At 65.7% G+C, this 23,047-nt stretch carries 20 protein-coding genes and 1 pseudogene; 9 read left to right on the top strand and 12 right to left on the bottom strand.

From position 1 onward, the window contains the following. Nucleotide 1: 1 nt before the first annotated feature. Entirely contained in the window at nucleotides 2-1,030 is a 1,029-nt protein-coding gene (locus J2848_RS25780) for a TRAP transporter substrate-binding protein (protein ID WP_149235109.1), read from the bottom strand. Between the two features lie 141 nt (nucleotides 1,031-1,171). Here J2848_RS25780 and J2848_RS25775 point away from each other — a divergent pair, with 141 nt between their 5' ends. Continuing rightward, nucleotides 1,172-2,260, top strand: a complete 1,089-nt coding sequence (locus J2848_RS25775; protein ID WP_149235110.1) for a LacI family DNA-binding transcriptional regulator — start codon at nucleotides 1,172-1,174, stop codon at nucleotides 2,258-2,260. Between the two features lie 34 nt (nucleotides 2,261-2,294). On the opposite strand, the gene J2848_RS25770 is transcribed toward J2848_RS25775, so the two are convergent. Then, nucleotides 2,295-3,077: an SDR family NAD(P)-dependent oxidoreductase gene (locus J2848_RS25770; protein WP_149235111.1), complete on the bottom strand. Its 783-nt coding sequence runs from the start codon at nucleotides 3,075-3,077 to the stop codon at nucleotides 2,295-2,297. An 82-nt stretch (nucleotides 3,078-3,159) separates the two neighbouring features. Next, complete coding sequence (locus J2848_RS25765) at nucleotides 3,160-4,026, bottom strand: NAD(P)H-binding protein (protein ID WP_211103338.1); 867 nt, start codon at nucleotides 4,024-4,026, stop codon at nucleotides 3,160-3,162. Between the two features lie 118 nt (nucleotides 4,027-4,144). Here J2848_RS25765 and J2848_RS25760 point away from each other — a divergent pair, with 118 nt between their 5' ends. Then, on the top strand, nucleotides 4,145-5,056 hold the full coding sequence (locus tag J2848_RS25760) for a LysR family transcriptional regulator (protein WP_149235112.1): 912 nt from the start codon (nucleotides 4,145-4,147) through the stop codon (nucleotides 5,054-5,056). 212 nt (nucleotides 5,057-5,268) lie between these two features. On the opposite strand, the gene J2848_RS25755 is transcribed toward J2848_RS25760, so the two are convergent. The 3 genes from J2848_RS25755 to J2848_RS25745 form a co-directional block, all read right to left on the bottom strand. After that, complete coding sequence (locus tag J2848_RS25755) at nucleotides 5,269-8,457, bottom strand: efflux RND transporter permease subunit (protein ID WP_149235113.1); 3,189 nt, start codon at nucleotides 8,455-8,457, stop codon at nucleotides 5,269-5,271. 115 nt (nucleotides 8,458-8,572) lie between these two features. Further along, nucleotides 8,573-9,748: an efflux RND transporter periplasmic adaptor subunit gene (locus J2848_RS25750; protein ID WP_149235114.1), complete on the bottom strand. Its 1,176-nt coding sequence runs from the start codon at nucleotides 9,746-9,748 to the stop codon at nucleotides 8,573-8,575. 5 nt (nucleotides 9,749-9,753) lie between these two features. Next, nucleotides 9,754-10,515: an alpha/beta hydrolase gene (locus J2848_RS25745; protein WP_149235115.1), complete on the bottom strand. Its 762-nt coding sequence runs from the start codon at nucleotides 10,513-10,515 to the stop codon at nucleotides 9,754-9,756. A 313-nt stretch (nucleotides 10,516-10,828) separates the two neighbouring features. Here J2848_RS25745 and J2848_RS25740 point away from each other — a divergent pair, with 313 nt between their 5' ends. The 3 genes and pseudogenes from J2848_RS25740 to J2848_RS36175 all read left to right on the top strand — a co-directional run. Next, nucleotides 10,829-11,011 carry a hypothetical protein gene (locus tag J2848_RS25740; RefSeq protein WP_149235116.1) on the top strand — a complete coding sequence of 61 codons (183 nt, stop codon included), beginning with the start codon at nucleotides 10,829-10,831 and terminating at the stop codon, nucleotides 11,009-11,011. Nucleotides 11,012-11,233: 222 nt separating this feature from the next. Continuing rightward, the gene (locus tag J2848_RS25735) at nucleotides 11,234-11,494 is read left to right on the top strand and encodes a DUF4926 domain-containing protein (protein WP_211103339.1); all 261 of its coding nucleotides are present in this window, start codon (nucleotides 11,234-11,236) and stop codon (nucleotides 11,492-11,494) included. Nucleotides 11,495-11,563: 69 nt separating this feature from the next. After that, a pseudogene (locus J2848_RS36175) lies at nucleotides 11,564-11,815 on the top strand (DUF6883 domain-containing protein); the annotation flags it as partial. A 498-nt stretch (nucleotides 11,816-12,313) separates the two neighbouring features. Here J2848_RS36175 and J2848_RS25730 read toward each other — a convergent pair. Continuing rightward, complete coding sequence (locus J2848_RS25730; protein ID WP_149235117.1) at nucleotides 12,314-13,120, bottom strand: hypothetical protein; 807 nt, start codon at nucleotides 13,118-13,120, stop codon at nucleotides 12,314-12,316. 123 nt (nucleotides 13,121-13,243) lie between these two features. Here J2848_RS25730 and J2848_RS25725 point away from each other — a divergent pair, with 123 nt between their 5' ends. The 4 genes from J2848_RS25725 (at nucleotide 13,244) to J2848_RS25710 (ending at nucleotide 17,317) form a co-directional block, all read left to right on the top strand. After that, nucleotides 13,244-13,519 (top strand): recombinase family protein, encoded by a 276-nt coding sequence (locus J2848_RS25725; protein WP_246194422.1) that lies wholly within the window; start codon nucleotides 13,244-13,246, stop codon nucleotides 13,517-13,519. Nucleotides 13,520-13,903: 384 nt separating this feature from the next. Beyond that, complete coding sequence (locus J2848_RS25720; RefSeq protein WP_149235118.1) at nucleotides 13,904-15,229, top strand: solute carrier family 23 protein; 1,326 nt, start codon at nucleotides 13,904-13,906, stop codon at nucleotides 15,227-15,229. A gap of 194 nt (nucleotides 15,230-15,423) precedes the next feature. Further along, entirely contained in the window at nucleotides 15,424-16,122 is a 699-nt protein-coding gene (locus tag J2848_RS25715) for a hypothetical protein (protein ID WP_149235119.1), read from the top strand. Nucleotides 16,123-16,288: 166 nt separating this feature from the next. Then, nucleotides 16,289-17,317, top strand: a complete 1,029-nt coding sequence (locus J2848_RS25710; protein WP_149235120.1) for a LysR family transcriptional regulator — start codon at nucleotides 16,289-16,291, stop codon at nucleotides 17,315-17,317. Nucleotides 17,318-17,324: 7 nt separating this feature from the next. Here the strand turns inward: J2848_RS25710 and J2848_RS25705 are convergent, their stop codons facing one another. From J2848_RS25705 to J2848_RS25685, 5 genes are read right to left on the bottom strand one after another with little or no spacing between them, the layout of a single operon-like run. Then, complete coding sequence (locus J2848_RS25705) at nucleotides 17,325-18,965, bottom strand: FGGY-family carbohydrate kinase (protein ID WP_149235121.1); 1,641 nt, start codon at nucleotides 18,963-18,965, stop codon at nucleotides 17,325-17,327. A gap of 21 nt (nucleotides 18,966-18,986) precedes the next feature. Beyond that, the gene (gene rbsK / locus J2848_RS25700) at nucleotides 18,987-19,910 is read right to left on the bottom strand and encodes a ribokinase (RefSeq protein ID WP_149235122.1); all 924 of its coding nucleotides are present in this window, start codon (nucleotides 19,908-19,910) and stop codon (nucleotides 18,987-18,989) included. A gap of 30 nt (nucleotides 19,911-19,940) precedes the next feature. Beyond that, complete coding sequence (locus J2848_RS25695) at nucleotides 19,941-21,026, bottom strand: aldose 1-epimerase family protein (RefSeq protein ID WP_149235123.1); 1,086 nt, start codon at nucleotides 21,024-21,026, stop codon at nucleotides 19,941-19,943. A 38-nt stretch (nucleotides 21,027-21,064) separates the two neighbouring features. Continuing rightward, nucleotides 21,065-22,057 (bottom strand): ABC transporter permease, encoded by a 993-nt coding sequence (locus tag J2848_RS25690; protein WP_149235124.1) that lies wholly within the window; start codon nucleotides 22,055-22,057, stop codon nucleotides 21,065-21,067. A gap of 12 nt (nucleotides 22,058-22,069) precedes the next feature. Next, on the bottom strand, nucleotides 22,070-23,047 hold the full coding sequence (locus tag J2848_RS25685) for an ABC transporter permease (RefSeq protein WP_149235125.1): 978 nt from the start codon (nucleotides 23,045-23,047) through the stop codon (nucleotides 22,070-22,072).

Below are 23,047 nucleotides of genomic sequence, written 5' to 3'. Positions count from 1 at the left end.
GTCAGGCGAGCTTGCCGACCGCCTCTTCCAGCAGGCCCCAGGCCTCGTCGCCGAAGCGGCCCTTCCATTCGCTGTAGAAGCCGCTGTCGCGCAGCTTGGCGCGGAAACTGTCGGGTGCCGGCTGGTTGAAGGTCAGTCCCTTGGCTTCCAGGTCGGCCTTGACCGACTGGTTCAACGCCTTGATGTCGCCGCGCTGCGCCATGCCGGCATCGTTGATGGCGTTGGCGACGATGGCCTGCATGTCCGCCGGCAGGCCCTTCCAGGCACGACCGTTGGCGATGAACCAGAAGCCGTCCCAGATGTGGTTCGACAGCGAGCAGTATTTCTGCACTTCGTACAGCTTGGCGACCTGGATGATCGGCAGCGGGTTCTCCTGCGCATCGACGATCCGGGTTTGCAGCGACGAATAGACCTCGCTGAACTGCAGGCTGGCCGGCGCGGCCCCCAGCCCCTTGAACATGGCGATGCTGAGCGGGCTGACCGGAACGCGGATCTTCAGCCCGTTCATGTCGGCGGCCGAATTGATCGCCTTGTCGCCGCTGGTCATCTGGCGGAAGCCGTTGTCCCACATCTTCTCGAAGGCATAGAGCCCGACCTTGGAGATGGCTTCGCGGACATGGGCGCCCAGCTTGCCGTCCATCGCCTTCCACACCTGATCATAGTCGGAGAAGGCGAAGCCGACCGCATTGATCGCGGCGACCGGGACGAGTGTGGCGATCACCAGGGCCGAGGGGGTGAAGAAGGTCAGGCCGCCGCTGCGCACCTGGGACAGCATGTCGGTGTCGCCGCCCAGCTGGTTGTTGGGGAAGATCTTGACCACGACCTTGCCGTTCGACTCTTTCGCGATCCGCTCCGCCGCCTCGTTGGCGCGGACGTTCAGCGGATGGCTCAGCGGCAGGTTGTTGCCGTATTTCAGCTCGAAATCGGCGGCACGCGCGATGTGCGGCATGCCGATGACGGCACCTGCTGTCCCGATTGCGGGCGCGGTGGCGATGGCCTTCAGCATGGTGCGGCGGGTCAGACTGGTCATTTCAAACCTCCCATGGATCACCGGCCGACTTGCTGTTTCCGGCCTTGCGTTTCTGATGTGATCTGATGTCAATTGATGATTGTTGGTTGGACGGTATGTCCGGCGCCGACCAGTGTCAAACGACAAAGATGATGGTTTTTGATGGCCTCGACGAAGGATGAACCGGAAACCGCGGTAGCGTCGCGCGGCCTGCCGCGGGTGGCCGACATCGCCCAGGCGGCCGGCGTGTCCACCGCGACGGTCGACCGCGTGCTGAACCACCGGCCGGGGGTGCGCGCCGCCACCGTCCAACGGGTTTTGAAAGCTGCGGCGGAACTGGATTATCTGCCGGAGCCGGACCTCTATGCCGCCGCCGGGCAGAAGCCGATGCGGCTGTCCTTTCTGCTGCCGGCCGGCAACAACCGCTTCCTGACCGGCCTGGGGGAGATGATCCGCCGCGCCGACGCCACGCTCGCCCCGCACGGCGTCAAGGCGCAGGTGGAATTCATCAAGAGCTTCAATCCGGATTTGCTGGCGCGCAGCCTGTTCCAGCATGGCCGCCGCGCCGACGGTGTCGCCTTCATGGCGCTGGAGCATCCGGCGGTGAGGGAGGCGGTGGACGCGCTGGCCGACCGCAACGTGCCGAGCGTGACGCTGATCTCCGACATCCTGAACTGCCGGCGCGCCGGCTATGTCGGGCTGGACAACCGCGCGGCCGGCCGCACCGCCGGCTACCTGATCGCGCGTTTTTTAAAACATCGGCCGGCCAAGGTGGCGATGATCGCCGGCAGCCTCAGCTACCGCGCCCACGAGGACCGCGAGATGGGCTTTCTCCATGTCCTGAAGGAGATCGCCCCCGACATCGAGGTGGTCGGCCTGCGCGAGGGCCATGACGACGAGGGCAAGAGCTACCGCCAGACCCGCATGCTGCTGGGCCTGCACCCCGACCTTGCCGGCGTTTACAACATCGGCGGCGGAGCGGAGGGGGTGGCCCGCGCGCTGAAGGAGACGCGGCGGGAGCGCGAGATGGTCTTCATCGGCCACGGCCTGACCAACGAGACGCGCGGCCTGCTGATCGACGGGGCGCTGGACGCGGTGATCACCCAGGATCCGCGCAACACCCTGTCGGCCTGCGTCGGCATCTTCACCAACCTGCGCGCCGGCCGCCCGGCGATGCAGGGGGTGGAAACGCCGCGGGCGGAAGTGATCTTCCGCGAAAACCTGCCCAAGAACATGCTGCCGGACGAATGAAAGGCAAAATCCCCTCTCCCCCACGGGGAGAGGGTCACCGGTCGGTCGCGGATGGAAAGGGGATGCCGGTGATTTCCGCGCAGCGGCTGAGAAGCAATTCCTGAAGCGCGGGATCGCGGGTGTCCGGATTAGGGCTCCGGCGCTCCATATGATAGAAATATTCGCCCGATACCCGACCGGCGGCCTCGTCTGCGGCAAGCCAGGCCTGGGTAAGGTGGGCCTGCCTCATGTCGTCGGTGGCGGTTGGGCCGCCCATCCGCGTCTTCACCCAACCGGGCTCAAGCGCGTTCGAGAGAACGCCGGGCCAATGGCGGGCGACGGCGAAGGCGAACATCGCGTTATAGAGCTTGCTCTCGGAATAGGCCTCCGTGCCGTCCCAGCGGCGGGTTTCCCAGAGCAGATCGTCGAAGCGGGCCTGGGCGTGGTGATGCAGCGCAGAACTCAGATAGACCAGCCGCGCAGGACGCTCGATCAGCGCGGTGAGTATGTAGGGCGCGATGACATTGACGGCGAAGACATGGGGCAGGCCATCTTCGGTTTCGATACGATGCGGCTCGCGGTAACCGACGGCAACGTTATGGATGACCGCGTCGAAACGTCCGAGCGTGTTGGCTTCCCCGGCCACGGATCTGGCGCCCGCAATCGTGGCGACATCCCCGGTGACGACGGCCTCCGCACCCGGCAGCGCAGCCTTCGCGTCGCGTGCGCGCGCCGCATTGCGGGCATGGAGAACGACGGAGTGTCCCTGCTCCACAAGGAGTTGCCCGGCCATCAGGCCAAGACCTTCGGATGATCCGGTGATGAATATGCGGTACATATCGGCTCCTGTTTCAAGCTGACGATGTGCGGCGGCGCGACGCACGAACGGGTTGGGACTGTGGGGACAGCGCGGACCTTGCTCAGCCCTTGGCGATCAAATCGCCAAGCACCGTCTCGAAGGTGACGGTTCCGCTGCGTTGCTCCGCGCCTTGCCGCTCGAAGTCGATCCAGCCCTCGTTGAAGCCATCGAGCATGCGGATGCGGCCCTGTGGATTCTGCATGCCCTGCGCGCGGAATATCGATTCCCAGTTCTCGCGCGGTACGGCGACGGCTTCGACAGGGTGGCCCAGCGCAGCGGCGAAGCCTGCCGCTTCGTCCTTGGCACTGTACATGCGCGGACCGGAAAGCTCGACGGTCCGGACACCGGTCCAATCCTCCCGGAGCAGATCGGCGGCCGTACGACCGATGTCGCGGACGCTGACCATCTGGATCGCATGATCGAGCGGCTGAAGGTAGCTATCGATCCTGCCCCTGCGTGCACCGGCGACATCCCATGCGGCATTCTCCATGAACCAGGCTGCGCGGAGCAGAGCGACCGGAACGCCCGTGGCAGCCAGCGCGGGCTCGTAATACCGCGCCCAGTTGAGCAGATTGAACTCCGTCGCCTGCGCGCCGACCGTCGAGAGCAGCACCACGCGACCGGGCTTTGCATCGGCAATTGCCTTTGCCGATGCCTCCGCTCTGCGGCGGGTGTCGGGAAAGGTCGGTGCGGAATCGTAATTGGGCGGGTTCATCAGGAAGACCCCGTCCGTACCGGCGAAGGCGCGCGCGAGAGCCGCGGAATCGTCCGCTTCCGGAACGACCGCGATCTCACAGCCCCGGGCCCGCCAGGGAGCCCCCTTCTCCTCGTTCCGCACGACAGCGCGGACCTGCCGGCCGGCGTCCAGCAGCATGCTGGCGGCGATTGCGCCAACTTTTCCGGTAATTCCCGTGATTGCGAACATCATGGCCTCCTTGCGCCATTCCGGCGTTTCGATTCCGATGGCCGCAAACTATCCACTCCAGCACCTTTGCATTAGAGTGCGGAGAGGCAAACCAGACTTGAATAATGATAAGGAATGCGAAATGGCTTTCGACAGCCGGTTGCTCGCCGGCGTCAGCGTGCTGGCCAGCGTCGTGGAGAGCGGGAGCTTCACCCGCGCCGGTGCGATTCTGGGTCTCACGGCATCGGGGGTCAGCCGGTCGGTCTCGCGGCTCGAAGAGCGCATCGGTGTGCGGCTTCTCGATCGGAGCACGCGATCGTTGAGGCTCACCAACGAGGGGGCGCGGCTTTACGAGCTTGCCGCTCCCCATCTGTCCGGGATCGAAGAGGCGGCGAGTCTCGCGGCGGGGGCGGTGGGGCAGGCCCAAGGCTTGCTCCGGGCAAGCGTGAACCCGATCTTTGCGCGCAACGTGCTGGCGCCTCGCCTGCCGGAATTCGCGGCGCGCTATCCGGAGCTTCGGCTTATCCTCGTCCAGCAGCCGGACGCGGGCGATCTGGTCGCCGAGGGCGTGGATGTGGCGATCCGGTTCGGTCCCCAGCCCGACTCCACCCTATCGTCACGGCTGCTGCTGGAAACGCGGGTGCTGACCGTCGCCTCTCCGGCCTATCTGGCGGCGATGGGCCGTCCCGAAAGACCGATGGACCTCATGGGCCACGAATGCATCCAGTTCATGGACCCGCAGCGCGGCAGGCCTTTCGAATGGGAGTTCCGGCGTTCGCACGAGACGGTCATGGTGAAGGCGGGCGGCCGGTTCACCTTCACCGACGCGGATATGATGGTGGAGGCGTGTCTGGCGGGGTTGGGGATAGCCCAGGTCCTTGCCTTCGCGGTCGGAGGTCATCTGGCCGCCGGGGCGCTGGTCGAACTTTTCCCGAATTGGCCGGACGAGACTTTCCCTCTCTATGCCGTCCGGCCGTCCAGGAGGTTGTCGCCCGCCAAGGTCGAGGCCTTCCTCTCATTCTGCGAGGAGATCGCAACACCGCGAAATCCCTAGAGTGTGATCGTTTCAAGCTGCTTCAATAAGCACCAGACAGGCTCTAGGGCCGGGAGACTCATTCACATCCATCCGCAAAAAAGGGCGGCGGGGGGCGAGGGTTTCCAAAACCCCCGCCCCGCGCACGCCCTTCACCGCGGCTCCTCACCCCAGGCCATCTCCCCCCGCTCACGCGCGAACCGCTTGCGTGTGGGCGGGGGAAGAGGGAGCTATCAGCCCATCTTCCACTCCGCCGGCTGCACCCCGCCATGCACCGGCGCCGCTGCCCGACGCTCCGCTCCGGCCAGCTTGCGCAGCAGCACGTAGAACACCGGGGTCAGCACCAGCCCGAACAGCGTCACGCCGATCATGCCGGCGAACACCGCGACACCCATCGCGTGCCGCATCTCCGCCCCGGCGCCGGTGGAGGTGACCAGCGGCACCACACCCATGATGAAGGCGATGGAGGTCATCAGGATCGGCCGCAGCCGCAGCCGGCTCGCCTCGATCGCCGCCTGCACCACGCTGCGCCCCTCATGCTCCAGCTCGCGGGCGAACTCGACGATCAGGATGGCGTTCTTCGCCGACAGGCCGACCAGCACCATGAAGCCGATCTGCGTGAAGATGTTGTTGTCGCCCCCGGTCAGCCACACCCCGAACAGCGCCGACAGCACGCTCATCGGCACGATCAGCAGGATGGCGAGCGGCAGGGTCAGGCTCTCGTACTGCGCCGCCAGCACCAGGAACACCAGCAGCACGCTGATCGGGAAGACCCAGAGGCCCGCATTGCCGACCAGGATCTTCTGATAGGTCAGGTCGGTCCATTCCAGCTTCACGCCGCGCGGCAGCACTTCGGCCGCGATGCGCTCCGCCGCCGCTTCCGCCTGCCCCGAGGAGAAGCCCGGCGCCGGCCCGCCATTGACGTCGGCGGCGGTGAAGCCGTTGTAGCGCACCACCATCTCCGGCCCGTAGCTCGGCTGCACCGTGACCAGCGACGACAGCGGCACCATGGTCCCCGCCGCGTTGCGCGTCTTCAGCAGTCCGATGTCGTCGGCGGTGTCGCGGAACGGCGCGTCGGCCTGCACCCGCACCTGGTAGACGCGGCCGAAGGCGTTGAAGTCGTTGACGTAGAGCGATCCCAGATAGATCTGCATGGTGTCGAACACGTCGGCGACATTGACGCCCAGCTGCTTGGCCTTCACCCGGTCGAGGTCGACGTCGAGCTGCGGCACGTTGATCTGGTAGGCGGAGAAGGTCGGCCCCAGTTCCGGCGTCTGCGCCGCCCGCTTGACGAAGGCGTTCACCGCATTGCTCAGTGCCTCGTAACCCAGGTTGCCGCGGTCCTCCAGCTGCATCTTGAAGCCGCCCAGCTGCCCCAGACCCATCACCGGCGGCGGCGGGAAGATGGCGACGAAGGCTTCCTTCAACCCGGCATAGCGCTGCTGCAAATCCATGGCGATGGCGCCGGCCGACAGCGACGGGTCGTGGCGTTCGGCAAACGGCTTCAGCGTGACGAAGACGATGCCGGCGCTGGAGCTGTTGGTGAAGCCGTTGACCGACAGGCCGGGGAAGGCCACGGCACTCTGCACGCCGGGACGCTTCAGCGCGATGTCGGTCATCTCGCGGATCACTGCCTCCGTCCGGTCGAGCGAGGCGCCGTTGGGAAGCTGGGCGAAGCTGATCAGATACTCCTTGTCCTGCATCGGCACGAAGCCCGACGGCACCGTGCGGCCGAGCAGCACCGTGGCGCCGATCAGCAGGGCATAGACCGCCAGCATGACGCCCTTGCGCCGCACCACCCCATTGACGCCGCGGCCATAGCCGTCCGACGCCTTGTGGAACACCCGGTTGAACAGCCGGAAGAAGCCGCCGAACACCCGGTTCATCGCGCGGGTCAGCCAGTCCTGCGGCTGGTCATGGCCGCGCAGCAGCACCGCCGCCAGCGCCGGCGACAGGGTCAGCGAGTTGAAGGCGGAGATCACGGTGGAGATCGCGATGGTCATCGCGAACTGCTTGTAGAACTCGCCGCTGAGGCCGGTCATCGCCGCCAGCGGCACGAAGACGGCGACCAGCGTCAGCGCAATCGCGATGATCGGCCCGCTGACCTCCTGCATGGCGCGGATGGTGGCGTCGCGGGCCGACAGGCCGGACGCGATGTTGCGCTCGACATTCTCGACCACGACGATGGCGTCGTCGACCACGATGCCGATGGCCAGCACCATGCCGAACAGCGACAGCGCATTGATCGAGAAGCCGAAGGCCAGCAGCAGCGAGAAGGTGCCGACGATGGAGATCGGCACCGCCAGCAGCGGGATGATCGACGCCCGCCAGGTCTGCAGGAAGACGATCACCACCAGCACCACCAGCGCCACCGCCTCCAGCAGGGTGTGCACCACCGCCTCGATGGAGGAGCGGACGAACTGCGTCGGGTCGTAGACGATGGAATAGTCCACCCCCTCCGGCATGTCCTTCTTCAGCTCCGCCATCACCCCGCGCACCTCGTCGGAGATGGCGAGCGCATTGGCGTCCGGCGTCTGGGTGATGGCCATCGCCACCGCCGGCTTGTTGTCGAGCAGCGAGCGCAGCCCATACTGCGCCGCCGCCAGCTCCACCCGCGCCACGTCGCGCAGGCGGGTGACGCCGCCCTCCTCGCCGGTCTTCAGCACGATGTCGCCGAACTCGTCGGCGGTCTTCAGCCGGCCGCGCGCGTTGATCGACAACTGCAACGGCACGTCGGGCAGCGAGGGCGAGGCGCCGATGACGCCGGCCGCCACCTGGACATTCTGTTCGCGGATGGCGTTGACCACGTCGGTGGCGGTCAGCCCGCGCTGCGCCACCTTGCCGGGGTCGAGCCACACCCGCATGGCATAGTCGCCGGCGCCCCACACCTGCACCTCGCCGACGCCGGCGATGCGGGTCAGCCGGTCCTTGACGTTCAGCACCGCGTAGTTGCGCAGATAGGTCATGTCATAGCGGTCGTTGGGCGACAGCAGATGCACGACCATGGTCAGCGTCGGCGAGCTTTTCACCGTGGTGACGCCCAGCCGCTGCACGTCGGACGGCAGCCGCGGCATCGCCTGGGACACGCGGTTCTGCACCAGCTGCTGCGCCTTGTCCGGATCGGTGCCCAGCTTGAAGGTCACCGTCAGCGCCATGTTGCCGTCGCTGTTCGCCTGCGACTGCATGTAGAGCATGCCTTCGACGCCGTTGATCTGCTCCTCCAGCGGGGAGGCGACGGTCTCGGCGATGACCTTGGGGTTGGCGCCGGGGAACTGGGCGCGCACCACGACGGACGGCGGCACCACCTCGGGATATTCGGAAATCGGCAGGCGGAACAGCGCGATGGCCCCCGCCAGGAACAGCGCCACCGACAGCACGCCGGCAAAGATCGGCCTGTCGATGAAGAATTTCGAGATGTTCATCTGGGGTCTCCCAGCGTGCACGTTCCCCATCCCTCCCCGCATCCGGCGAATAAAGCCGGGCGAGGAGGGCCAGCCAACGCGCACGCCCCTGTTGTGTCTTACGGGGGTCCGTGTCTTACCGGGCCGCCGTCTGGGTCTTCTCGACCCCCATGGCGACCGTCTTCGGCGTCACCGCCATGCCCGGCCGGGCGTGCTGCATGCCGTTGACCACCACCTGTTCGCCGGCCGACAGCCCCGCCGTCACCACGCGCAGCCCGTTCTGCAAGGTGCCCAGCTTCACCGGCCGGTATTCCACCTTGTGCTCCGGCGTCACCACCAGGACGAACTTCTTGTCCTGGTCGGTGCCGATGGCGCGGTCGTCGACCAGCAGCGCGTCATAGGGCTTGGTGCCTCCCACCTTCACCCGCGCATAGAGCCCCGGCACCAGCGTGCCGTCGTCATTGTCGAAGCGGGCGCGCACGCGGATGGTGCCGGACACGCTGTCCAGCCGGTTGTCGACATGCTCCACCGTGCCCGACCGCGAGTAATCCTCCTCGTTGGCAAGGCCGAGCCGGACCGGGATCGTGCCGGAATCCCGCATCGGCGCGATGTGGCGCAGATAGGTCTGCTCATCGACGTCGAAGGAGGCGTAGATCGGCGACTGCGACACCAGCGTGGTCAGCGGCTCCGCCGCGGCACCGGCGGCCACCACATTGCCGACCGTCCGTTCCGCCCGCGATACCCGGCCGGACACCGGCGCCGTCACCCGCGTGTAGCCGAGATTGAGCCGCGCGATGTCCAGCGCCGCCTGCGCCGCCTTCAAATTGGCGGTCGCCTCGCGGGCGGCATTGTCGCGCTGGTCCATGGTGCTGCGCGAGATGGTGTCGTCGCGCACCAGCTTCTGCGCGCGGTCGAGGTCGGCGACGGTGAAGCGCACCCGCGCCTGCGCCGCCGCGACCTGCGCCTCGGCCCGCGCCACCTCCGCCTCATAGGGGCGGGGGTCGATGGTGAACAGCACGTCGCCCTGTTTCACCAGCGCACCGTTGCGGAAATGCACGGCGACGATGGTGCCGGGGACCTGCGGCCGGATGTCGACGCGGTCGACCGCCTCCAGCCGGCCGGAATAGGCCTGCCAGTCGGTCACCGGCCGGGCGAGCACGGTGGCGACGTCCACTTCCGCCGGCGGCGGGGCGGGCGATGCCGTTTGCGCTTCGGCCGGGCTGCGCAGGGTGACGGCGCCGGTCAGCGCCGCCACGGAAACACCGGCCGCGATCAGGAGGGAGAGTGCCTTGCGTGACTTGGAGCTGGACATGGGCTTTACCTTTGGCTCGAAGTGTCGGGACGGGCGCCGGTCAGGCGGCGCCGGAAGAAATCGGCTGCGGCGGCGAGCGCCGGCGGGTGGTGGGCGAGGCCGGCATGGCTGACCCCATTGAAGCGGGTGACCTCGGTCGGCACCCCGGCGTCGATCAGCCGGGCGGCATAGCTTTCCGCCTCCGGCCGCAGCACGTCGTTCTGTGCCGTGGCGATCAGGATCGGCGGCAGCCGGCCGAGCCGGCGCGATTCCAGGGGCGCCGCATAGGGATGCAGCCGCAGCGCCGCCTCCGGCAGATAGGCGCGGTAACAGCGGGCGCAGTCGGTCACGCTGTTCTCGCCATCCCCGACCCGCGTCAGGCTGGGATCGAGCATCGGCCCGAACAGCGCCTGCGCCGCGATCTCCGGCCCGCCGCGGTCGCGGGCGAGCAGGGTGAGCGACACCGCGACATGCCCGCCGGCATCATGCCCGGCGACCCCCAGCGGCCCGGCCCGCTCCGCCAGCCACACGGCTGCCGCATGGGCATCCTCGATGGCGGCGGGAAAGGGATGGGCGGGGGCCAGCGCATAGCCGACCGCGACCACCAGCGCCGGAATGCTCTCCGCCAGCGCCGTCGCGGTGATCTCCACCTCCTCGACGGAGCCGGAGGTGAAGCCGCCGCCATGGAAATACAGCAGGCCGGGCAGCGGCCCGGAAACCGCGGGCCTGAACAGGCACAGCGGAACCTTGCGGCCTTCCACCATCAGCGACGTGCGTGAACGATCCATCCCGATCCGGCGACCAGCGCCCCTCCTGCAATGCGGCAAGAGCGATAGTGGCTAACCGACCGGCCAGGATAAAGCCGCTGTGGCTGGGAACAGAATTCAGCCGAGACGAACAATCTCGGCGGGGTGTGGGTGGTCGTTCGCGGGGGGCAAGCTATTCGGACGGGTGCCATCCCGGTGAGATGGGACCCCTGCGATGCTTGGTGGTGTCTCAGTTTGAATTTCGTTCGGAGGCGAATGCGGCGCGAAGGGCGTTCGCATCCGGCTGCACGATCCTATATGCTTGACGCAAAGCATAACGGTGGAGGATGCGGGAATGCGCTATCACATCACGGGGAGTTCTCAGGTTGGCGTTATGGGCCTGAAGCGGGACACTCTCGAAGGTGCGCTCAAGAAGGCCAGGGAACTCCGCCAACAAGGCATCTATAACGACGTGCAGATCATTGATATCGAGACGGGAGATGTCGTCAAAGAGCCGTTGCCTGAGGGTGATCGGTAAGAGAATTGAGTCATGTCCAAAGGACCCCCAGGCAGTCCGCCATCCTGCTCATGGATGACCTGCGCAGCCGGCTGAACAACCGGGCGCAGATCACCACGGACGGGCCAAAGCGTATCTGGAAGCGGTGGAAGGAACCTTCGGCGGGGATATGCCCAACTCATCAAGTTCCAGGGTGATGTTCCAGCGTCCCATAAGGGCAGCTATCTGGCAGGGGAGGGTGTGATGTCCGATCCCATGCGTCACTTCACGTGGAATCCGCAGAAACGCTCGACCCACACCGGAACGCATGAGCCGAGCGAGGAACTCACCCGGGTGGCGCTGTCCAAGCCGGTGGAGACCGAGGACGGCGTGCTGCCTGCCGGGTCGATGGGGACCGTCGTCGGCGTCTACCGGTGCGGTGCGGCCTACGAGGTCGAGTTCGCGAAGCCCTTTCACACCGTCGCCACCGTCATGCCGGACGCCATTCGACATACACGTGCCTGACGCTGACAAGGCGACGCTGGACCTCAAGAAGATCACCCATCACCTGCTGGTACCCGATCACCCCGAAGGAGGGCCAAGGCCAAATTCTTCATGGCTTGCGGCTTCAGCCATGACAACGTCACCGCGTTCGAGGCGGCGTTATTGGCGCACCCGGTCAGGAACGCGATCGCGAAAACTACCAAGTCACCGTTGGGGGTGAAATATTCCGTCGAGTGCACCCTGACGACTCCGGACGGACGAAATCTCTGCATCCGGACCATCTGGACCGACGATGCGGATGGCACTTCGCCGCGGTTCGTAACGGCCTACCCCTTCCTATAGCCGATTTGGCCGCCAATGGTTCGATGTCCACCCGGCTCCTCATGCCGGTTATTGCTGGTCAGCGCCACCGGAGACGATGAGCCCGTTCTGGCGTACCGTCACATAGGCATCATCCAGCCATAATTGGGGTTCGAATAGCAGTGGAACAGAAAGTCCTATTGGGCTCGGATAACTGGCAGGGAAACCCTGGCAGGGAGATTTTCGTACAGCCTGTCAATCCGACAGGGTATCCCGGCTACGATTTGACGGGATGGGGGCCGGAGACATTCCGGTTCCCGACCCCAGTCAGAAAACACATGTTAGCCGATGCTCTGTGGTGGCTCAGGTCTACAAATCGATGTGCAGATTGCAACATTTATCCAAACTGATGTGGCCGTCGTTGACACGACGGATGCGTCAAGCGCGGAATGCGATTCTAAGAGAATTCGCCGCGGCTTGAATCCAGCCAGTGGACATCAATAGGATTTTTGAACCAGATTTTACAATTTTGCAATTAAGTCACAACCAACGCGGCTTATATACGGACCACAGTGCCTTTCCATTTTGTACCTCAATATATCTGACAGTAACATAGATATCTTCGCGGTCTTTTGCGATCAATTTCATCCCCAAGACAACATTGTTATATGTGTTCGTGTGCCCGCCTATCAGGCTACCCTGACTTTTTATCTCAGATGTCAAGAAATCCTCTACCTCTGCATTAACGACACCGTTAACATCAGTCGACCAAGAGAATTGGTAGCTGGCGTCTCCAACAAGAATCTCGTGAATAACATATTTAGCAAGACCTGCGTAATGTTTGCAATCTTGTTCAAATTCGATGGCATCCTTAGCATATGTTAGAGATGGACCCGTATCAACGGAAATAATTCTGGCGTTTCCTATTTTGAGTTTTGCCTCACTCACAAATCTCGTTCCAGCGTTGATTTTTGCTTTCACTTGAGGAAAACGAGCAAGATTTGTGTCCGGTATTTGTGCAATCAGCTTGTTTATATCTGCGCTAACATCGACAGAACTCTCTGAACTCAGGGAATTAGCCCATTCATCATTACCTGTTCCGGAATCTCGTTTGGTTTTAAGAGCTGACACGCCGCGAGTCAGAGAAACGTTGCATACCCTTGTAGGGAAAACTCCTTTATCAAACGAGTCATTCGCTTGGAATACAATAATATCGAGCAATGTCGGATCGCCAGACGGAGGCATAACAGGAATGTAGCCCTTGTCTATAACCGCTGTTTTAACTGTGTTGCATGCTGTCAACGCAATGGCAGCTATAGAGAGCATTGCAAAATTTTTAAACCACATCTTCGCCTCCAAACACGTGGATGACAGAGGACCACCAAATGTCGGCAAACACCTGTTTTCCGATAGGCCCCGCAGTCTTGCTGCGGATCGACTCTCCAGCCCGCTTTTCTGTGCGGCAAACCCATGTCGGAATGGCAGGCCGCACGGGGACCACCGCAGAGGGGTTTTCCGTATAGCCATCCCGACCTCAAGGCATGCCTCGCCTTCCTGAAATCCGGCGACACGCTGGTGGTGTGGAAGTTCCACCGTCTCGGCCGCTCGTCGCCCCATTTGCTCGACATCGTGACCGATCTGCGCGACAGCGCGTATCGCGTTCTGGTCGCTGACAGAGGGAATGAACACGAACATGCCACATGGAGCGCTTCTGTTCCATATCTTTTTGGCGCTTGCCCTATATGATCGTGTCTTATCTCTCGAACAAATACAATCAACGCTTGTTTTATGTGCAAATCGCCGCCTCTAGCGTTCTCTATAGAACAGTATTGCGCTCGTTTGCCCTGGCCGACGAGGATGCTTGCATCGGACTTTCCGTCCCGTTGCTACTCGCCCCCCTACCAGACCGGTCGCCTTCTATGGGGCGTCCAATGAAGCGTCCTCACCCGCCCGTGGATTTCGCCGCACAGCCCCGTCCGGCCCCGGCATCCGCCGGAAATCGAAGGTCCGCTCATCCGCACCCAAGCCAATTCCGCACAAAAATGTGGCGCAATGCCCTCACAGACGCCAAAAAGCCGGCCTCACCCACCGGCGACAGCGCCGTTCCACCCCTCTTCGGACAGACCTTCTATGGTAGATTTCTTCCCGCGCTGGCCGCTTGCGACCGGCCCCGTCGTCCAGCCGGACGAGCGCCTTCCCTGGGGCTCGACGCTGACGCTCGGCGTCCAGCATCTCGTCGCCATGTCCGGCTCGACCATTCTCGGGCCGCTGCTGATGGGGTTCGATCCGAACCTCGCGGTGCTGTTTTCCGGCATCGGCACCCTGCTGTTCCTCGTGCTCACCGCCGGGCGGGTGCCGAGCTATCTGGGATCCTCCTTCTCCTTCATCGCCGTGGTGATCGCGGTGACCGGCTACAGCGGCCAGGGACCCAACCCGAACATCGGGCCGGCGCTCGGCGGCATCATCGCGGCCGGTGTCGTCTATGTCCTCATCGGCCTGTTGGTGAGCTACACCAGCACCAATTGGATCGAGCGGCTGATGCCGCCGGCGGTGACAGGGGCCGTCGGGGCGGCCATCGGCCTCAACCTGTCGCCGGTCGCCGTCAAGGGCATCGAGGGCAGCGGTCCGCACATCCTCGTCGCCCTGTTCACCCTGGTCGCCACCGCCCTGATCGCGGTCTATGCCCCGCTCGCCATCCGCCGGGTGTCGATCCTCGTCGGCATCGCCGCCGGCTATGTCTTCTATCTCGTGCTGGCCAACGGCATGGGCCTGCTGCCGCCGGTCAGCTTCGCCGAGCTGGACGCCGCCCCCTGGTTCGGCATGCCGGCCTTCCGCACCCCCACCTTCGATGCCGGCGCCATGGCGCTGGTCGCCCCGATCGCCTTCATCCTGGTCGCCGAGAATCTCGGCCACATCAAGGCGATCGGCGCGATGACCGGGCGCAACCTCGACCGCTTCATCGGCCGCGGCTTCATCGGCGACGGCATCGCCACCATCGTCTCGGGCAGCGGCGGCGGCACCGGCGTCACCACCTATGTCGAGAACATGGGCGTGATGGCGGTCACCCGCGTCTTCTCCACCCTGATCTTCGTCGTCGCCGCCATCGCCGCCATCCTGCTGGGCTTCTCGCCGAAGTTCGGCGCCCTGCTGCGGACGATCCCGGCGCCGGTGCTGGGCGGGCTTGCCACCGTCGTCTTCGGCCTGATCGCCGCGGCGATGGTGCGGCTGTGGGTCGACAACCGCGTCGACTTCTCCGATCCGCGCAACCTCATCACCGTCGGCGTCACGCTGGTGCTCGGCGCCGGCAACTTCACCGTCACCGCCGGCGGCTTCTCCATCGGCGGCATCGGCACCGCGACCATCGCCGCACTCGGCCTCTACCAGCTGCTCGGCATCGGACGGGCGCGCGAGGGCTCCCGCACCGCCGCCCAGCCGTCGGACCCGACGATTCACTGACGGCGAAATCCCGGGATGGCGCGCTCTCGGCAGGGCCGGTGACGATCGGCACCGGCCCTGCCAGGGGCACCGCGCCCTGCGGACCCGTCCCCCGTGCCCTGCTTTTACGTGTCCTGCTTTTACAAAAGCTCTCCGCTCAAGGACTAATATCCTATATTTTCTCCGCAATGCCCACCCATTCGCGGAGCCACCCCATGCCCCTCGACCCCCGCAGCTTCAACAACGACAACTTCCCCCGCTGGGCCGAAGAGCCGCCGACCCCGTCGGAAGGCTCGCTGGTCCCCGGTTCGCAGTTCCATGAGGAACAATGGATTATGGCCGCCGGCATGCTGGCCCGCGGCAACAGCTTCCTCCAGGTCTCCCGCGCCATGGGGTGCAGCCGCACCACGCTGTGGCGGGCCTATTACGGTTCCCAGGATTTCCGTCACAGGGTGTGGTGGGAGCGGCAGGCGCTGAACCGCGAGGCCGAACTGCGTCTGTCCTCTCTGCGCATCCTGGTGGCCGAGCAGATCGAGCGGCTGGTCACCTCCGGTGATCCCGCCACCGTGCGCTGGCTGGCCGAGCGCCTCGGCCTGTTCGCCGGCCTCGACCTCCCGGCGGGCAAGCGGCAAGACTCCAAACCCGATCAGCCGCCCGCCCCAAAGCCGGCCCCCAAGCCTGAGGACCCGCCCGCCGTCACCGTCCCCGAACTGGACGACGACGACATCCCCGGCGCCATTCGCGAACGCAGGATGCCCAACCCCGCCATGGTCGCCGCCGTCGTGGCCCAGCCGGAGGCGGAGGGACCGAAGGGCGTCTTCCCCTATACCGTCAACCAGTACGAGGAATTCCCCAACCTCAACCCCGGCCCGGTGCCCCGCCGTGGCGCCGGCGCTTTCTCCCACCGGCTCTGAAGATGGAACAGCCGCCGGAAAGCGTTTCACGCCGTTCCAACCTCCCCGCCGGACGTCGCATAAAACGCATGCCCCCTTGAAACCCAGCCGCCCGGTTGCTATTCGCCAGTCATCGGCGGACACTCTCCCCTCTTGCGGGGGCCGCGATCGAAAGGACGGGATCCGTATGGACAAGCTGCATGCGATGCGCGTCTTCATCCGGGTGGTCGAGGCGAACAGCTTCTCGAAGGCGGCGGAAACGCTGGGGCTGCCGCGCGCCTCGGTGACGACGACGGTCCAGAATCTGGAGGCGGCGCTGGGTGTCCGCCTGCTCCAGCGCACCACGCGCAAGCTCAGCCTGACGCTGGACGGCGCCGCCTATCTGGAGGGGGCCAGCCGCATCCTGTCGGAAATCGACGAGATCGAATCGACCTTCACCAGCGCCCGCAAGACGCCGCGCGGCCGGCTGCGGGTGGACATGCCGGGTTCGATCGGCCGGCTGGTCATCATCCCTTCGATCCACGAGTTCCACGACAAATACCCCGACATCGACCTGATGCTGGGGCTGGGCGACCGCGCCGTCGACCTGATCCAGGAGGGGGTGGACTGCGTCGTCCGCGTCGGCGAGCTGGCCGATTCCAGCCTGCTGGCCCGCCGGATCGGCGCCATGCAGCCGATCACCTGCGCCAGCCCGGCCTATCTCGCCGAGCATGGCGTGCCCAGGACCATCGAGGATCTGGAACGCCACATCGCGGTGAATTATTTCAGCAACCGCACCGGCCGGAACATGGAGCTCTGCTTCCAGCGCGACGGCGCGGTGGAGGAAATTTCCATGAAGGGCGTCATCTCGGTCAACGATGCCGACGCCTATGTCACCTGCGGGCTGGAAGGGCAGGGCATCCTGCAACCCGCCCGCTTCATGGTATTGCCGCACCTGCGCAGCGGCGCCCTGCGCGAGGTTCTGACCGACTGGCGGCCGCCGCGCATCCCGATCTCCGCCGTCTACCCGCACAACCGGCACCTGTCGCCCAAGGTGCGGGTCTTCGTCGACTGGCTGGCCGAACTGTTCGAACGCTGCCCGCTGCTCCAGGGCGAGGAGCTGCCGGACGACCTGTGCGAGAAACACGAGGCGGAGAAACTCAAGGCGGAGAAACTCAAGGCCGCGAAAACCAAGGCGCCGGTGGAGCGGGAAGAGATGCGCGAGTGCGTGATGTGAGGCGGTTCTAGCCGGCCCTCTCCATCAGGGCGCGATAGGCCATCTGGTCCTCGTGCATCCGCAGGAACACGGCGTATTTGGCGTCGTGATAGGCCTGCAACCGGCCGCCGGCCGGCTGGATGCTGCGGCCGGCGCGGCTCATCCCGGCCATGCCGGCGGCGATGTCGGGGAAGGCGCCGCCCGCCACCGCCCCCAGCACGGCGGCGCCCAGCAGCACGGCCTCCGGCTCCTCCGGCAGGACCAGGGTGCAGCCGGTGGCGTCGGCATGCGCCTCCAGGAACACCGGGTTCTTGGTGCCGCCGCCGCAGGCGAGGATGGTGTCGATGGCATAGCCCCGCCCGTTCATCGCCGCGACGATGTGCCGGGTGCCATAGGCCACCGCCTGCACCGTCGCCAGATAGAGCAGCGCCAGATCCTCCAGCCCGTCGGACAGGCGAAGCCCGGCGATGGCGCCGCGCAGGCTGGCGTCGGCCCGCGGCGAGCGGTTGCCGTGAAAATCGGGCAGCACATGCAGGTCGCGGGTCAGCAGCGCCATCGGCCCGCCGCTGCGCCCGGCCAGCGCCGCCAGCTCCTCGTTCAGCAGCTGATAGACCGTGGCGCCGCGCCGGGTGGCTTCGGTGGAAAGATCGGCATGGCGGGGATGGCCCTGCACCACATGGTCGATCAGCGCCCCGGTCGCCGACTGCCCGCCCTCGTTCAGCCACAGGCCCGGCAGCATGGCCGAATGATAAGGTCCCCAGACGCCGGGAATGAAGCGCGGTGCTGCCGGGCTCATCACCATATGGCAGCTCGACGTACCGCCGATCAGCGCCAGCCGCCGGTCGAAATCGACGGTCCCCGTTGCCTCCAGCGGCACCCCGATCACCCCGATCCCGCCGGCATGGGCGTCGATCATCGAGGTGCCGACCGCGATGCCCGGCGTCAGCCCAAGCTCGTGCGCCGCCTCGGCGCTCAGCCCGCCGGCGACGGCGCTGCCGACCTCGCCGACCTCGGTGCCGATGCGGGCATAGCCTTCGTCGACCAGCTCCCCCAACCCGATGGCGCGGAGATAGCCGTCGTCCCACCGCCCCTCATGCCCCAGATAGGTCCATTTGCACACCAGCGAGCACAGCGACCGCCGCGCCGACCCGGTCGCCCGCCAGGTCAGGAAATCCGGCAGATCGAAGAAATGGGCGGCCCGGCTCCAGCTTTGCGGCATTCTCTCCTTCAGCCACAGCAGCTTGGGCGTCTGCATCTCCGGCGACAGCCGCCCGCCGACATAGCGCAGCACCTGATAATCGCCGGCATTGATGCGGTCGGTCTGCTCGATGGCGCGATGGTCCATCCAGACGATGACGTTGCGGGCGTCGTCGCCCTCCGGATCGACCGTCACCGGCCGCCCGGCTGCGTCGAGCACCACCAGCGAACAGGTGGCGTCGAAGCCGATGCCGACCACCTCCGGCTTCTCGCCGCAGGCCGCCAGCGCCTCCTGCACCGCGGCGCAGACCGCGGCCCAGATGTCGTCGGAGGACTGCTCCGCCCACTCCGGATCGGGCTTCCATATCCGGATCGGGCGGGAGGCAGCGGCCAGCCGGCGCCCCTCAAGGTCGAAGATTCCGGCGCGGGCGCTGCCGGTGCCCACATCGACTCCGATCACGGCGCGTGTCATGGCATGTCCTTTTTCCGATGCTTACAGGCTGGCGCAGAAGGCCTCGAACGCCTCGCGGCCGGCATAGGATTTCTGGGTGCCCGGCCGGGTGATGCTGTCGGCGGCATAGCGCACCGCCATGTGCAGCGCGGCGTCCAGGTCGCGGTCCTCGACGTAATAGCGCGCGAAGCTGCCGATGAAGGCGTCGCCGGCCCCGGTGGTGTCGACCGGCGTGACCCGCACCGGCTCGATCCGCCGGGTTTCCTCGCCCTTGGTCACCAGAAGCGCGCCACGGGCGCCCAGCGTGACGATCACCGTGCGGATGCCGCGCGCGATCAGCGAGCGCGCCGCCGTCTCGGCCTCCACCTCCGAATTCACCGGCAGACCGGAAATGGTCGCCAGCTCGGTCTGGTTCGGCACTAGGAAGGTGACCTGCTCGATCCGCTTGGGGTCCAGATCGGTAGGCGCCGGAGCGGGGTTCAACAGCGTCTCGATGCCGTGCCGCGCCCCGAAATCGATGGTGTGATAGACTGTCTCCAGCGGGACTTCCAGCTGCATGACGATCAGGTCGCAGCCCTTCAGATCCTCGGCGGCGCGATCGATGTCGGCCGGCGACAGCAGGGCGTTGGCGCCCTTGATGATCAGGATGCTGTTCTCGCCCGACGGCTCGACGAAGATGGGCGCCACGCCGCTGGAGGTGCCGGGCACCCGTTCAACATGGCGGGTGTCGATGCCGGACTCCTCGAAGTTGCGGATGGTGTTGTCGGCGAAGACGTCGTCGCCGACCTTGGTGACCATCATCACCGCGGCGCCCAGCCGGGCGGCGGCGATGGCCTGGTTGGCGCCCTTGCCGCCGCAGCCCATCTCGAAGCGCGGCGCCTCGATGGTCTCGCCGGGACCGGGCATGCGGGCGGTGTAGGTGATCAGGTCGACCATGTTGCTGCCGACCACGGCGATCTTGCCCATCTTCTGCTACTCCTCTCACAGCGCCCCAAATCACAACGCCCGGATGGCGCATTCCTCGGCTTCGGCCTCGTCGGCGGTCAGGTAGCCCAGCCGCACCGAGAAGCGCCGGATCTCGCCGCCCGCCAGCGTCTGGACATTGCCCTTGGCGCTCTCCGCATTGTAGCCCTCCGGCTCGCAGGTGGAGGGCAGGGCGAAGGCGCAGACCTTCTGGTCGCTGTTGACCAGCACCCAGCGCACCGTCTTGGGGAACTCGCGCGTGCTGTAGGCGATGTGGAAGGCGTCGCCCTGGCGCCGCCGCATCATCACCGCGGTGCCGCCCTCCTCGTCGGTGCGCAGGCCGCGGATGTAGAAGACCTGTTCCGGGTCATAGCGCCCAGGTTCGTCCAGCACCTCCATCACCGCCGGATCGCGGGCGAGGTCGGCCAGCAGCGCGTCATAGGCCGGGCTGCGCGGCACATGGGCCGGCACCACCGTACGTACCGCCGTCGCCTCCGGCGTGAAGGGCGCCGGCTGGATGATGCGCGCACCCTCGGCGAAGGCGAAATTGACGTGGCACATGTACATCAGGTCCATCGCCGCACCCGACAGGTTCTCCACCGCCATCCTGATGTCGAACAGGGCGGAGCCGGGACGAAGCACCACCCGCGGGCGGGCGACATAATGGGCGCCGAAGCCCATCACATATTCGCGCCGGCCGGTCACCGCCATATAGGGGCCTTCGTCGTCCTCCCCTACTTCCAGCCCGGCGGCGTCCATCGGCGCACAGGGCATCTCGCCGTGCAGAAGATGGCTATCTTGCGGGCCGGGGCAGCCGTTGCGCAGCAGCCCGGAATGGAAGGCGAAACAGCCATAGGTGCCGACGATCTCGGTCGCCGGACGCGGCATATCGAACATGTTCGCCATGGTCAGGTCGACCCCGTCGAACACGGCGTCCCACACCATCTGGCCATAATAGGGCAGCACCACCAGATGGCCGCGCCGGTTGGACAGCCGCACCGCTTCGATTCCGCTGTCATAGCGGAACAGGCTGGCGGTCATGTCATGCGCCTCGGCAATCGGGCGCTCCGCCTCGCCGAAGAAGTTTTTGCGGAAATGGATTGCGGTTCGGACGCTCATGGGATTTCCTCCCTATGGGAAGCCGGCCTGAAAGCCGACTAGCGGGTGCGGTTCTTGTAGGCGTTGATGGCGATGACCAGCAGAAGGAACGCCCCCCAGATGAAGTCGATCAGGTGGTTGGAGAAGCGCAGGATCTGGAAGCCGCTCGACAGCAGCATCAGCGCTGCCACCGCGATGGTGATGCCCAGCACCGTACCGCGTCCTCCCGCCGGGTTGGTGCCGCCCAGCACGGCGATCAGCACCGCCTGCAACAGGTAAGAGGTGCCGTAATCCGACTTCGCCGCGTTGGTCCGCCCCGACAGGATGATCCCGGCGACCGAGGCCAGAACGCCGGTCAGCATGTAGCTGTACAGCACCATCCGCTCCCGCTTCAGCCCGGCGAACAGCGCCGCCTTCGGGTTGGTGCCGATCAGCATCAGGTTGATGCCGAGCGCGGTGCGGCTCAGCACGAAGGCGATCAGAGCGGCGATGGCTGCGAACAGCACGAAGGGCGTCGCCAGCCCCAGGATCTTGCCGTTGCCGAGAAAGGCCCAGGCGGTGGGAAAGCCGACGATGGCCGGGCCGCCGGTCAGCACGATGGCGAGCCCGGTGAAGACCTGTCCGGTGCCCAGTGTCGCCAGGATTGGCGTGATGCCCAGCCGGGTGATCAGCAACCCGTTCACCGTCCCCGCCACCAGCCCGGTGCCGAGTGCGATGACCCCGCCCAGCAGGACGGTCAGGATACCGGTATCGGCGATGCCGGCGGCCCCCGCCATCTTGTGGAACAGCACGCCGGCCAGGATGCCCGACAAATTGGCGACCCCCACCACCGACAGGTCGATGCCGCCGGTCAGCATGGCGATCATCATCGCGATGGAGAGCAGCCCCAGCTCGGGGAAGATATAGGTGATCGATTCGAAATTATAGTAGCGCAGGAACTTGTCCGGGCTGAGCGCCGTCATCACGGCGAAGATCAGCACCGTCATCACCAGAAGCTGGACGATGTTGTTGTCGCGGTTGACCAGGCTGCGGATGTTCATTTGTGCCTTCATGCTCCCGCCTCCTCACGCCGCCCGGCGGCGGTCGCGCCACGCCGACAGGGCGGTCGCGGCGATGACGATCAGACCCACGACGACGAGCTGCCAGGTGGTGTCCACACGCATGATGATCAGGCTGTTCTTGACCATCACCAGCATGAAGACGCCGAGCATGGTGCCGAGCACGCTGCCCCGCCCGCCGAAGATCGACGCCCCGCCCAGCACCACCGCCGCGATGACGTCCAGCTCCAGCCCGACGAAGTCGCGCGGGTTGGCCAGCCAGATCATGCCGCTGTGGAGGAGCCCGGCGAAACCCGCCAGCGCGCCGGCGACGCAATAGATGAAGAAGATGGTCTTGCGCAAATCGAAGCCGGCACGGCGCGCCGCCTCCGGATCGCCGCCCAGCGCGTAGGCGCTGCGGCCGATCATGGTGTAGCGCAGCACCAGATGCATGGCGAGCGCCAGCCCCAGATAGATCAGCACCATCGCCGTCAGGCCGTAGGTGGTGCTGTCGGCCTTGGTCACGCTGACCACGTCGGTGCGGGCGAAGTCGATCAGGGCGGTCGGCATCTTGTTGATGTTGATCATGCTGGTGCCGACGATGCCCAGCAGGAAGCCGCGCACCATGGCGCTGGTGCCCAGCGTCACGATCAGCGGGATCATGCGGAACTTGTAGACGAAGAAGCCGTTCACCGCGCCGAACGCCAGCCCCATGAGGGTGGCGGCCAGCAGCGGCAGGACGACGCCGTTGTATCCCAGCGCCAGCATGCCCTTGATCGTCAGGTACATGGCGGCGACGGCGAAGGCCGGGAACGACACGTCGATGCCGCCGGAGATCAGCACCAGCAGCACGCCCATCGCCATGATGCCGATGATGACGTTGCTGCGCATCAGGCTGAACAGGTTGTCGAGCTGCCAGAAGGCGGGGTTGATCGTGCCGATGAGGACCATGGCGAGCAAAAGGATGCCCGCGATGACCGTTTCCGACCGGCGGAGCAGGGCCAT

The sequence above is a fragment of the Azospirillum lipoferum genome, from assembly GCF_024170005.1.
Classification (GTDB): domain Bacteria; phylum Pseudomonadota; class Alphaproteobacteria; order Azospirillales; family Azospirillaceae; genus Azospirillum; species Azospirillum lipoferum.
This window is presented reverse-complemented; position numbering and strand designations above follow the sequence as displayed.

Excerpts from the sequence above, each read along its gene's own strand:
- J2848_RS25780 (WP_149235109.1), bottom strand. The coding sequence starts at position 1,030 with ATGACCAGTCTGACCCGCCGCACCATGCTGAAGGCCATCGCCACCGCG.
- J2848_RS25775 (WP_149235110.1), top strand. The coding sequence starts at position 1,172 with ATGGCCTCGACGAAGGATGAACCGGAAACCGCGGTAGCGTCGCGCGGC.
- J2848_RS25770 (WP_149235111.1), bottom strand. The coding sequence starts at position 3,077 with ATGTACCGCATATTCATCACCGGATCATCCGAAGGTCTTGGCCTGATG.
- J2848_RS25765 (WP_211103338.1), bottom strand. The coding sequence starts at position 4,026 with ATGATGTTCGCAATCACGGGAATTACCGGAAAAGTTGGCGCAATCGCC.
- J2848_RS25760 (WP_149235112.1), top strand. The coding sequence starts at position 4,145 with ATGGCTTTCGACAGCCGGTTGCTCGCCGGCGTCAGCGTGCTGGCCAGC.
- J2848_RS25755 (WP_149235113.1), bottom strand. The coding sequence starts at position 8,457 with ATGAACATCTCGAAATTCTTCATCGACAGGCCGATCTTTGCCGGCGTG.
- J2848_RS25750 (WP_149235114.1), bottom strand. The coding sequence starts at position 9,748 with ATGTCCAGCTCCAAGTCACGCAAGGCACTCTCCCTCCTGATCGCGGCC.
- J2848_RS25745 (WP_149235115.1), bottom strand. The coding sequence starts at position 10,515 with ATGGATCGTTCACGCACGTCGCTGATGGTGGAAGGCCGCAAGGTTCCG.
- J2848_RS25740 (WP_149235116.1), top strand. The coding sequence starts at position 10,829 with ATGCGCTATCACATCACGGGGAGTTCTCAGGTTGGCGTTATGGGCCTG.
- J2848_RS25735 (WP_211103339.1), top strand. The coding sequence starts at position 11,234 with ATGTCCGATCCCATGCGTCACTTCACGTGGAATCCGCAGAAACGCTCG.
- J2848_RS25730 (WP_149235117.1), bottom strand. The coding sequence starts at position 13,120 with ATGTGGTTTAAAAATTTTGCAATGCTCTCTATAGCTGCCATTGCGTTG.
- J2848_RS25725 (WP_246194422.1), top strand. The coding sequence starts at position 13,244 with ATGTCGGAATGGCAGGCCGCACGGGGACCACCGCAGAGGGGTTTTCCG.
- J2848_RS25720 (WP_149235118.1), top strand. The coding sequence starts at position 13,904 with ATGGTAGATTTCTTCCCGCGCTGGCCGCTTGCGACCGGCCCCGTCGTC.
- J2848_RS25715 (WP_149235119.1), top strand. The coding sequence starts at position 15,424 with ATGCCCCTCGACCCCCGCAGCTTCAACAACGACAACTTCCCCCGCTGG.
- J2848_RS25710 (WP_149235120.1), top strand. The coding sequence starts at position 16,289 with ATGGACAAGCTGCATGCGATGCGCGTCTTCATCCGGGTGGTCGAGGCG.
- J2848_RS25705 (WP_149235121.1), bottom strand. The coding sequence starts at position 18,965 with ATGACACGCGCCGTGATCGGAGTCGATGTGGGCACCGGCAGCGCCCGC.
- rbsK (WP_149235122.1), bottom strand. The coding sequence starts at position 19,910 with ATGGGCAAGATCGCCGTGGTCGGCAGCAACATGGTCGACCTGATCACC.
- J2848_RS25695 (WP_149235123.1), bottom strand. The coding sequence starts at position 21,026 with ATGAGCGTCCGAACCGCAATCCATTTCCGCAAAAACTTCTTCGGCGAG.
- J2848_RS25690 (WP_149235124.1), bottom strand. The coding sequence starts at position 22,057 with ATGAAGGCACAAATGAACATCCGCAGCCTGGTCAACCGCGACAACAAC.
- J2848_RS25685 (WP_149235125.1), bottom strand. The coding sequence starts at position 23,047 with ATGGCCCTGCTCCGCCGGTCGGAAACGGTCATCGCGGGCATCCTTTTG.